Origin of the sequence: Saccharopolyspora karakumensis (genome assembly GCF_004349225.1) — a bacterium.
GTDB classification, from domain to species: Bacteria; Actinomycetota; Actinomycetes; order Mycobacteriales; family Pseudonocardiaceae; genus Saccharopolyspora; species Saccharopolyspora endophytica.
Map to the genome: position 1 here is coordinate 69,314 of NZ_SMLA01000027.1, position 9,795 is coordinate 79,108.

12 protein-coding genes are annotated in these 9,795 nt (G+C 70.3%); 6 read left to right on the forward strand and 6 right to left on the reverse strand.

Annotated features, from left to right (window positions below; all coding sequences use genetic code 11):
- The first annotated feature begins 193 nt into the window (after positions 1-193).
- Positions 194-1,132, forward strand: a complete 939-nt coding sequence (locus E1202_RS18215) for a hypothetical protein (RefSeq protein WP_207918730.1) — start codon at positions 194-196, stop codon at positions 1,130-1,132.
- Here the strand turns inward: E1202_RS18215 and E1202_RS18220 are convergent, their stop codons facing one another.
- Positions 1,133-2,425 carry a DUF1479 domain-containing protein gene (locus tag E1202_RS18220; RefSeq protein WP_132684346.1) on the reverse strand — a complete coding sequence of 431 codons (1,293 nt, stop codon included), beginning with the start codon at positions 2,423-2,425 and terminating at the stop codon, positions 1,133-1,135. It lies immediately after the preceding gene.
- A gap of 99 nt (positions 2,426-2,524) precedes the next feature.
- Between E1202_RS18220 and E1202_RS18225 the strand changes: the two genes are divergently transcribed.
- Positions 2,525-3,625 carry an ROK family transcriptional regulator gene (locus E1202_RS18225; protein ID WP_132684347.1) on the forward strand — a complete coding sequence of 367 codons (1,101 nt, stop codon included), beginning with the start codon at positions 2,525-2,527 and terminating at the stop codon, positions 3,623-3,625.
- Between the two features lie 12 nt (positions 3,626-3,637).
- Here the strand turns inward: E1202_RS18225 and E1202_RS18230 are convergent, their stop codons facing one another.
- Positions 3,638-4,372, reverse strand: coding sequence for a glucose 1-dehydrogenase (locus E1202_RS18230; protein WP_132684348.1), 735 nt, complete (start codon positions 4,370-4,372; stop codon positions 3,638-3,640).
- A gap of 119 nt (positions 4,373-4,491) precedes the next feature.
- Between E1202_RS18230 and lexA the strand changes: the two genes are divergently transcribed.
- The gene (gene lexA, locus E1202_RS18235) at positions 4,492-5,151 is read left to right on the forward strand and encodes a transcriptional repressor LexA (protein WP_132674690.1); all 660 of its coding nucleotides are present in this window, start codon (positions 4,492-4,494) and stop codon (positions 5,149-5,151) included.
- 28 nt (positions 5,152-5,179) lie between these two features.
- Here lexA and E1202_RS18240 read toward each other — a convergent pair whose 3' ends face one another.
- Positions 5,180-6,088, reverse strand: coding sequence for a helix-turn-helix domain-containing protein (locus tag E1202_RS18240; RefSeq protein WP_132684349.1), 909 nt, complete (start codon positions 6,086-6,088; stop codon positions 5,180-5,182).
- Between the two features lie 173 nt (positions 6,089-6,261).
- Between E1202_RS18240 and E1202_RS18245 the strand changes: the two genes are divergently transcribed.
- The 3 genes from E1202_RS18245 (at position 6,262) to E1202_RS18255 (ending at position 7,399) form a co-directional block, all read left to right on the forward strand.
- On the forward strand, positions 6,262-6,549 hold the full coding sequence (locus tag E1202_RS18245) for an alpha/beta fold hydrolase (RefSeq protein WP_132684350.1): 288 nt from the start codon (positions 6,262-6,264) through the stop codon (positions 6,547-6,549).
- Positions 6,550-6,755: 206 nt separating this feature from the next.
- Positions 6,756-6,992: a hypothetical protein gene (locus E1202_RS18250; RefSeq protein ID WP_132684351.1), complete on the forward strand. Its 237-nt coding sequence runs from the start codon at positions 6,756-6,758 to the stop codon at positions 6,990-6,992.
- Positions 6,989-7,399 carry a thioesterase, FlK family gene (locus E1202_RS18255; protein ID WP_132684352.1) on the forward strand — a complete coding sequence of 137 codons (411 nt, stop codon included), beginning with the start codon at positions 6,989-6,991 and terminating at the stop codon, positions 7,397-7,399. Before E1202_RS18250 ends, E1202_RS18255 begins: the two co-directional genes overlap by 4 nt.
- Positions 7,400-7,463: 64 nt before the next feature.
- Here E1202_RS18255 and E1202_RS18260 read toward each other — a convergent pair whose 3' ends face one another.
- The 3 genes from E1202_RS18260 to E1202_RS18270 all read right to left on the reverse strand — a co-directional run bounded on the left by E1202_RS18260 (position 7,464) and on the right by E1202_RS18270 (position 9,582).
- Positions 7,464-8,153 (reverse strand): HAD hydrolase-like protein, encoded by a 690-nt coding sequence (locus E1202_RS18260; RefSeq protein WP_132684353.1) that lies wholly within the window; start codon positions 8,151-8,153, stop codon positions 7,464-7,466.
- A gap of 49 nt (positions 8,154-8,202) precedes the next feature.
- The gene (locus E1202_RS18265; RefSeq protein ID WP_165943901.1) at positions 8,203-9,000 is read right to left on the reverse strand and encodes an ion transporter; all 798 of its coding nucleotides are present in this window, start codon (positions 8,998-9,000) and stop codon (positions 8,203-8,205) included.
- A gap of 108 nt (positions 9,001-9,108) precedes the next feature.
- Positions 9,109-9,582 carry a nucleoside deaminase gene (locus tag E1202_RS18270; protein ID WP_132684354.1) on the reverse strand — a complete coding sequence of 158 codons (474 nt, stop codon included), beginning with the start codon at positions 9,580-9,582 and terminating at the stop codon, positions 9,109-9,111.
- Positions 9,583-9,795 lie beyond the last annotated feature (213 nt).

Here is a 9,795-nt window from a genome sequence, read left to right on the forward strand (position 1 = left end):
GTCCAAATCCGATTGAGCATCCACCGATACCGGCTCGGCATCGACGCTGGCGGTGGCCCCGCCTCGGCCGGAGCAGGCGCCTGATTTCGCGGAGCTACGTCGGTGCGCGCAGGCGCGGTGTCGCGCGACGGCGGACGTCCCGGATCGGCGAGGGGCGCACGCTCGACGAGGCGGCAGCGACGGGGGAGCGGACATGCGATCTGCGATGGCGATGATCGGCAACGGCCTGGCCGAGGCGTACCGGGGCGGAACGCGGGTCGAACGCGCCTGCTACCTGGTCGCCGCGGTGCTCGTGGCGAGCGGGATCGCCCACCTGGGGGTGCTTCTCGCGACGGGAGGGACGTGGAGCGGGCCGGTGTCGTGGCGCAAACCGACGACCTTCGGGCTCTCGTTCGGGCTGACCGTGGCGACGCTGACCTGGGTCCTGTCGTTCCTGCCGATGGCACGGCGCACGCGCGCCCGGCTGCTCATCGCGTTCGCGACGGCCGGCGCGGTCGAGGTCGCCGGGATCACCGCGCAGGCGTGGCGGAGGGTTCCCTCGCACTTCATCCCGCCGGACAGGGCGACCGGGCTGGACCTCGTGGCGGCCGTCGCAGCGGCTTCGGGCGCGGTGGTGATCGTGGCGGTGGTCGTGACCTCGACGGTGCTCGCGCTGCGCCGTCACGACGAGGTCGATCCGGGGATGCTCCTGGCCCTGCGGGTGGGGTTCCTGGCGCTGCTGCTGGCGATGGCGATCGGTGTGCTGATGCTGGCGGGCGGCCAGGTGCTCACCCGCACGCAGGGCGACGTGACCCCGGCGTTCGCGTTCACCGCCACGCTCAAGCCGGGTCACGCCGCCACCATGCACGGCGTCCTCGTCCTGCCCGCGATCGCCTGGCTGCTGCGCTTCACCGACGGTTCAGAAGCTTTCCGGCTGAACGTGGTTCGGCTTGCGGCAGCCGGTTACGGCGCCTTCGCGGCGATCGTGGTCGCCGAAACCCTCGCGGGCGTCGACCCGCTCGGCGCGGCCCCGCTGATCGCGCGCGCCCTGCCGGTCCTGGGTGTCGCCGCTCTCGCCACGGCGTTCGCGATCACGTCGCACCAGCTCGTCCGAAACCCGTCGCCCGAAGGCCGGACGGGTCGTCAGCGATGATCAGCCTTCGGTGAAACCCATTCCCCGACGGCCGGTCTCGTTGAGCTGGTCGTAGGTGAAGCGGCCTTCCCAGTCGCGCTCGTAGTGCTCGGCGGGGAAGTCGGTGGGGCTGGACCCGGTCAGGAACGCCTCGCGGACGCTCGCGGCGTACTCCTCGTTGCGCGGGCACCACGGCGCTGCCGGGATGTACATGACGTTGCCCCACCCGCGCTGGTCGGCGACGGGCGCGACGCTGTGGATCATGTCGCAGTGCCACCACACCGAGTCGCCCGCCTCGACGTCGGGAATCCCGACCAAACCGTCGAGCAGGTCGGAGTGCCACTTGTGGTCGGCGGGGAAGACCTGGTTGGTGGTCACCCCGCACATGTCGTCGTCGGGGACGTCGGGCAGCAGCGGGCGCAGCATGAGGTAGGCCATGGCCTCCGGGATCGGCACGGTGTGCAGCACGCCCTGGTCGTGGGCCATGTCCGACAGCGCCGTCCAGCCCTGGAAGGTGCGGAACGCCGAGCACATCGTCGATCCCGGGTACTGGCCGGCCGAGGTGCGGTGCGCGGCGTCCCACGGGTCGTACTGCTCGACGCTGCCGTCGAAGAGGTGCCGGAACGCCCGCTGGTAGGAGGCGGTCATCCACAGGTCCAGGGTGCCCGGGTCGCTGTGAGTGCCCAGGCCGGCCGAGTCGGCTCCCTCCGGCCGGCGCCGGATCCGGTCCGGGTACAGCGCGTCGCGGTCCGGGTCGAACCAGCGCACGCCGTTCGACTCGTGCTTCCAGAAGGAGTTCAGGAACGACTGCACCCGAGCCGTCCGGTCGCTCTGCCGCGCGCGCATCTGGGCCTGCGACCAGTAGATCGGGTAGATCTCGGGTTTCGAGCCGACGCTGCCGAAGAAGTCGTCGCCCGGGCCGCGGTAGTTCTCGAAGAACGCGTTGCGCTCGACGTAGTGGACGATGCTCTCGTCCCAGAGCAGCGCCTGCGAGCGCTCGAAGTGCCCGCGCACCACGGCGCAACCGCGCTTGCGCGCCGCCTCGACCTGCTCGGCGGGCACGGTGCCCGCGGCGATGTCGGCGTAGTCGATCACCGGCCAGATCGCTTCGCCGCGTTCCCGCAGCTCCCGGATCTCGGCCACGCGCGTGCGGACGTGCTCCTCCACGACGGCGAAGACCTCTTCGACGCTGCGCCCGGACGCCTCGATGCGGGCGCGGAGCGCGGCCTTGATCTCCCGGATCGCGCCGGAGAGGTCTTCGGGCGGGGTTTCCCAGTGCGGCAACGCCGACAGGGTTTCGGGTGTGGTGGTCATCCCCGAACTCCTTTGGTCAGGGCTCTTAACTAAATGCGTGATGGGTCGAACGTAACCGGTGCCGAGCATTTGGGCAACACTCCTGACTAAACTGGCCGGGTGTCGACCGCCAAGCCCTCGCTGGAGCTGCTGCGCTCCATGACCGACGAGCACGTGCTGCGCGCGATCATGGAGGGCGAGCGGCTGACCCGCACCGAGATCGCCGCGCTGACCGGGATCTCCAAGCCCACGATCTCCGACAGCGTCCGCAGGCTCACCGAGGGCGGCGTGCTCGCCGACACGGGGGAGCGGACCACCGGCAGGGGCAGGGCCGGCTCCTACTACTCGCTGGTGCCCGAGTCGGGTGCGGCACTGGTCGCCGAGATCACCCCGCGCGGTGTGCAGGCCGAGGCCGTCGACGCCTTCGGCGCCGTCGTCGCCGGTGCTCGGGCCGAGCTGGGGCGCGCGCCCGGGTCGGAGGCAGCGGCGGCCGCGCTGCGCGAGGTCGCCGGGGAACTCGCCGACCGCATGCCGTTGCGCTGCGCGGTGATCAGCGCCGCGGACCCGGTCGATCGCCGGACCGGTCGGCTGGTCCACCTGCCCGACGAACCGTTCCTCGTCGGCGACCTCGACCCGGTCGCGGTGCTGAACCCCTTCGTCTCCGGCGACGTCCTGGTCGACAACGACGTGAACTGGTCGGCCCGCGCCGAGCGGGACAGCGGCTGCGCGTCCGGAGTCGACGACTTCGTCTACCTGCACCTCGGCGAAGGACTGGGAGCAGCGGTGGTCGCCGACGGCGAGGTCCGCCGCGGGGGCAGCGGGCTGACCGGCGAGATCGCCCACGTGATCACGACGGGGCCGGACGGCTCGGCCCTCCACTTCACCGAGTTCTTCCGCGAAACCGGCCTCCGCCAACCGGGCACGACCGCCATCGACGTCGACGCGCTCCGCGCTCGCTACGACGACCTCCTGCCGCACCTGGCCGACGCCCTCCGCGGGGTGGTCCTGGCCATGATCGCCTGCGCAGACCCGCACCTGGTCGTCCTCGGCGGAACGTGGGGCCGCGACCCGGAAGTGCTCGACGCCCTCACCCGAGACTCACCCGCACCTCGCGAGGTCGCCCACGCCAGGGCGACGCTCGACGCCCCGGAGCTCACCGGAGCCCGAACCCACGCGATCGACACCCTCCGCGCCCTGATCATCCAGCACGCCACCGCGTGACGCGGCTCGAACTCACTTGTGCGGCACGTCGGCGACCAGTCCGCCGTCGACGACGAACTCCGAACCCGTGGCGAACGACGACTCCTCGCTGGCCAGGAACACCACGAAGGTCGCCACCTCCTCCGGGGCGGCGGCCCGGCCCAGCGGCGTCTTCACCACGTCCTCGGGCAGGTTCTCGGTCATCGGGGTCCGGACCATGCCGGGGTGGAGGGAGTTCACGCGGATCTTGTGCGGCGCCAGCTCCAGCGCCGCCGACTTCGCCAATCCTCGCACGCCCCACTTGGTGGCGACGTAGCCGTGCGCCCAAGGGCTTCCGCGCAGTCCCTCGACCGACGAGATGTTCATGATCGACCCGCCGCCGGCCGCCTTCATCGGTTCCACCACGGCCTGGATGCCCAGGAACGTGCCGGTGAGGTTGACGTCGAGGATCTGCTGCCAGCGGGCCAGGTCGAAGTGCTCGATGGTGCTGCCGTTGACGATTCCCGCGTTGTTGACCAGCACGTTGAGCAGACCGAACTCGCCGACGGCGACGTCGACGGCCTGCTTCCAGTCGTCCGGCTTCGTCACGTCCAGGTGGACGTGGCGCGCCGCGTCGCCGAGCTCCTCGGCCAGCGCCGCCCCCTCGGCGTCGAGGATGTCGCCGATGACGACCTTCCCGCCCTCGGCGACCAGGGCCCGGGCGTGCGCGGCGCCCATGCCCCGGGCGCCACCGGAAATGATGGCTGCTGTGCCGTCCACACGTCCCATGTCCGATGACGCTACCCGAGCGGTAGAACATGTTTCAATAATGCGCTCGGGGTGAGGGCGGCCGGGGTGGCGGTGACCAGGTCGATCATCCCGCCGACGGGACGATTACGATGCTCCGGATGACCGCATTCGACGATCTCGACCTAGAGCACCTGGACACCTCGATCCTGCCGGAGCGCCAGCAGCGCATTCTGGCCACGATCCGGGACTGGGTGGTCAAGCACGGCTACGCGCCGAGCACTCGGCAGATCGGTGAAGCGGTCGGGCTGCGCTCGGCCTCCTCGGTGTCGCGCCACCTGGCGAGCCTGGAGGAGAAGGGCTTCCTGCGGCGCAGCGAAACCCTCTCCCGGCCCATCGACGTGCGGATCTTCCTGCAGGACCGGCAGTCCCGGCCCACCGACGAGCAGTCCGTTCCGGTCCCGGTCGTCGGCGACATCGCCGCCGGTGCGCCGATCTCCGCGGAGGAGCACGTCGACGACGTGCTGACGTTGCCGCGCGAGCTCACCGGGCGCGGCAACGTCTTCGGACTGCGAGTGCGCGGTGACTCGATGGTCGACGCCGCGATCTGCGACGGCGACATCGTGGTCGTGCGCCAGCAGCCCGAGGCGCACTCCGGGCAGATCGTCGCCGCGATGCTCGACGACGAGGCCACGGTCAAGGTGTTCCGCCGCCGCAACGGCCACGTCTACCTCGAACCGCGCAACCCCGCCTACGAGGTCATCGACGGCGACGACGCCGTCATCCTCGGAACCGTCGTCTCCGTCCTCCGCAACGTCTGACCCGGCGACGCGACTTTCGCGCGACCGGTCAGGCGTGCGCCCGGAGGGCTTCGATGAGCCACTCGAAGTCGGGAATGTGCGGGTCGAAGGCCGGCCAGCCGTTGAGCACGCCGAGCAGTTGCCAGTAGCGCTCCACCCGGCGGTCGGTGAAGGTCTCGACCGTGTCGGCCAGCGCGAGCCGCTCCTCAGAGCTCAGGTCCGCGTCGACGATGCGGTCCAGAACCTCCTTGCCGCGGGCGGAATCCGGGGCGATCCCGTCGCGCAGCGCCGCGGCGGCGTGCTCCATCGTCTTCTCCGGCGAGTAGCCGCCGGGCTGATCGATGCCCTGCGAACCGGTCACCGCCATCTCGCGGCAGCGTCGCCGGAAGTCCTCGTCGCTGACCAGCTCGGCGAGTTCGATCCAGGCGTCCACCTGCTCGGTGGACGGATCGGCCGGTAGTGCGGCGGGCATCGAGCGCATGCCCTGGGCGATGTCCGCGCCCGGAGCGTCGTCGTCGATGCCGTCGAAGGTGCTCTGGACGAAGTCGTCGATGATGCGCTGGCGCTCGTCGGCCGACATCTTCGCCACTTCGTGCATGGTCCTCATCTCCTCGGTAGTGGTTCCACGTCGAGCGATCCACCGCAGCACCGAGCGCCTGGCCTGCAGCGTGCGCAGTTCCGCGTCGAGCGCCGCCAGGTGCGCCTCGGCCACGTCCTGGACCGTCACCTGGCTGGTCAGCACCCGACGAACCGACGGCAGGTCCAGGCCCAGTTCCCGCAACGTGCGGACCAGGTCCAGGCGTGCCACGGCTTCGGCGTCGTAGAGCCGGTAGCCGCCGGCCGAACGCCCGCTGGGCGCGACGACGTCGCTGTCGGACCAGAAGCGGATGGTGCGCACCGCCAGTCCGGTGCGTTGCGCCAGCTCACCGATGGTGAACAGCTCGGGTTTCTCGCTCACGGGATTCACCTTCGACCTTCCACCGGCTGGAGACTCAAGCCCATTTTCCAGGTTCGCGAGAAAATCGATGAGAAGTTGCTCAAGCGGTCCTATCGTGCGAAATGATGGAGTCTGATAGGTAAGAATGGGGTAGGCGATGGACGAGGTGAAGGTCTGCAAGAGCGAGCGGCGGAGTGGACGACTCGTCGTTCCTGGACTACCTCACCGAGACCTACCGCGCGTTCCGGCCTCGGACCGAACGGATCCCGGTGTTCACCGATGCTCAGCTGGCCGGTCTGCCGATGCCGGTGCTGGCGATCGCGGGGGAGCGCGACGCCATGTTCGACACCGCCGAAACGCGCCGCAGGCTCCGGAACGCGCCCCGCGCGACGGTGCGGGTGCCGCCCGGGGTCGGGCGCTCCGTGATCGGGCGAGCGGAGCGCGTGTCGGCGTTCCTTGTGACGAAGTCCACAGTGGAGTAACGGAACAGATTGTTACCGGGTCATTTTGGTTGCTGCACGACCGGGTGATCCCTTGTGGATCGTTCCTCACGGCGAAGCCTGAGATGACGCCCGATCGGTGCACGGCGCCGATCGGGCCTCTTCAGTTTCGATCTTGGTGCGACCGATACCCCGGACGAAGCGGACACCGGAAGATCCGCTTCGTCTTCATCAACGGGAGGAGCGGGATGACCGCGGTCGAGCTGAATCGATACGGGCCGGCGCCGGAAAGCCTGGCGCTGAACTGTCCACTGTGCACCGAAGAGGTCCGCTGGATGGAACCGCCGCTGCTGCGCTGGTTCTGCCCGGACTGCGCGGTGTTCTGGCGTCACCCGTGCGAACCCGGCCTGCTGGAGGACCCGATCCGCACCGGCGGCGCGGTGATCACCACGGCACCGTCGCTGCTGGGAGGGGGCCAGCCGTGACCAACACCCAGCCCGTCCAGGTGCATGCCTGCACCCGCACGATCACCGCCGCGCACACCGTCCCGCGAATCCTGCCCGGGACGCTGCTGGCCAGGCGCGGCGAACCGGTGCTCGCCACCGGCACGCTGATCGCGATGCTGGAGGACGCGACATGGGAGCTGCTGGCCCCGGACGTGCCGGACGAGTTCGCGATGCTCGGCTGCGGCGGCGTGTACGAGCACACCGCGCCGACGCTGCCCGGGCAGGCCGTGCGCATCGAGGTCGAGCGCGGCCCCGCGCCCGACGTCGGCCGCCAGACCTGGACCGCCCGCGCGTTCAACGTCGACACCGGCCAGCAGGCCGGCGTGCTGCACCACCAGGTGGCCACCGTCGACCGCGAGCGCTTCTACCGGCGGATGGGCCGATGAGCGGAGTCCTGGAGGACGCGGCCTGCTCGTCGCCGACGGGGGCAGGCCGCCCAGGACCGGGATCTCAGCCCAGCGCCAGCCGGAGTTCCTCCGGTGCGGGCAGGGCGTCGAAGACGACCTCGGCGCCGGCGGACCGCAGTTCGTCGGCGCTGTAGGAACCGGTGGCGACCGCGATGAGGTGCGCGCCGGACTCCTGCGCCGCGCGCACGTCGTTGAGCGTGTCGCCGATCAGCACGGTCCGCTCCGGGGCGAAGTCGATCCCGAGCTTGTCCGCGGCGCGCTCCCGGGCGATGGGCACCAATCCGCCTCGCCGCAGGTGGTCGTCGCCGAACGCGCCGATGTCGAGGTCGACGTGGTCGAGGAGGCCGAACGCGCCGAGCTTGATCCGCGCCACCTCGGCGGTGTTGCCGGTCAGCACGCTCTGGTGCACCAGCGGATCGGCGTCGAACGCCACCAGGGCCTCCCGCGCTCCGGGCAGAACCCGGCCGTTGTCGGCCAGTTCCACTCGAACCTCGTCGAAAACCCCGGCCAGAGCGGCGGTCATCGCGGCCACCAGCTCACGGGTCGGCTCGATGTCGTGCGAGCGCAGCATGTGGTCGATGGTGCCGAGGTCCGTGCGGCCGTCCATCAGCGCTGGTCGGCGCATCGGCTGTCCGGTGACCTGCGGGAAGATCCGCTGGTAGGCCGCTCCGCCCAAGCCCAGGGAGTCGATCAGCGTGTGGTCGACGTCCCACAGCACCAAGCGCTCGTCCACGTCGTGGCTCCTCGAATTCGGTGGTGAAGTGGCGGCGCCACTTCCTGATTCAGCTCTCCTGGCGCTGCCGGTCGGCGGCGTGCAGCCCGCGGACCTCGTCGCGCAGCTGCTGGATCTCGGCGAGCAGGATCGCGGTCTGGTTCTCCTCGGCGATCTCGTGCTCGCGCGCGACCTGCGATTCCATCGCCGAGACGGTCACCGCGATGAACAGGTTGAGCACGGTGAACGTCGTGACGGCGATGTAGGAGATGAAGAAGATCCAGGCCAGCGGTTCGGCCTCCATCACCGAGCGCGCCACCTCCGACCACGCCTCACCCGTCATGACCTGGAACAGCGTGAACAGCGAGGCGCCCAGGTCACCGAAGTACTCGGGGGCGACGGTGCTGAACAGCTTGGTCGCGACGACCGAGCCGACGTAGAGGATCAGCCCCAGCAGAGCGGCGATCGAGGCCATGCCGGGGAGTGCTCCCAGCAGTGCTCCGACCACCCGGCGCATGCTGGGGATGGCGGAGATCAGCCGCAGCGCTCGCAGGATCCGCAACGCCCGCAGCACCCCGAACGAGCCCGAAGTGGGCAGCAGAGCGATGCCGACGATGACCGCGTCGAAGCAGTTCCACGGATCGCGGAAGAACTTCGGCCCGTGGGCGTAGAGGCGTGCGGCGAGTTCGGCGGCGAAGATCGCCAGCGCGATCCGGTCCACCGCGTGCAGCAGCGCCCCGTGCTCGGCGACCAGCGCCGGTGAGGTCTCGCAGCCCAGCGTCACCGCGTTGACCAGGATGACGCCGATGATGAACTGCTGGAACCGCGGCGCGTCGACCAGCGCTCGCAACCGTTCCCGTGTGCTCACTGCCGTCCCCCGACGTGATGCTGCGAATGATCGCCGATCAAGCTCATCGGCACCCCCGGAATCCGCGGAGGCGCGACCGATTGTCGCGCACCGCACAGCTGCGGCGGGTCACAGCCGTCGCGCGTGGAGCCGGCGCACCGCGGGGGCCAGCTCGGGGTCGGGACCGTCGACCTCGGCTTCGGGCACGATCGCCGCGATCGGCAGCGCCGCGACGGGGGAGAGGGGCAGCCCCAGCTCGGCGGCCCACTGGCCCAGCTGTTCGGTCGACGACGCGTAGACGATGCGGCCCAGGCCGGCCCAGGCGTGCGCCGCCGAGCACATCGGGCAGTGCTCACCCGAGGTGTAGACGGTGCACCGCGGACGCACCTCGGCGGTGAGGTTGTCGGCCGCCCACCGGGCGATCGCGAACTCCGGGTGCTGGGTGCGGTCTCCGCTCGCGACGTGGTTGTGGTCCTCGAACAGCACGTCGCCCTCGGGCGAGACGAGCACGGAACCGAACGGTTCGTCGCCGGACTCCAGCGCGCGCTCGGCGAGCACGACGGCCCGCCGCAGGAAATCTCGATCAACTTCGCTGATGGCCATGCGACGACGCTATCGCGCGGGTGCGCTCGAGCTCGCCGGGATCACCCGTGGGAGAACGCCGTTCAACGGGGTCGCGTCTCGACCGAGCGCCTCCTCCCGGGGTGTCCACGATTTCAGTGGAGGTCGGACCCCGGTGTCAGTCGAACTCCGAAGGCCGAATTCCACTGAGATCCGAGAGTTCACCCGGGCGGGGTGCGGGATCGGTCGAGGGGG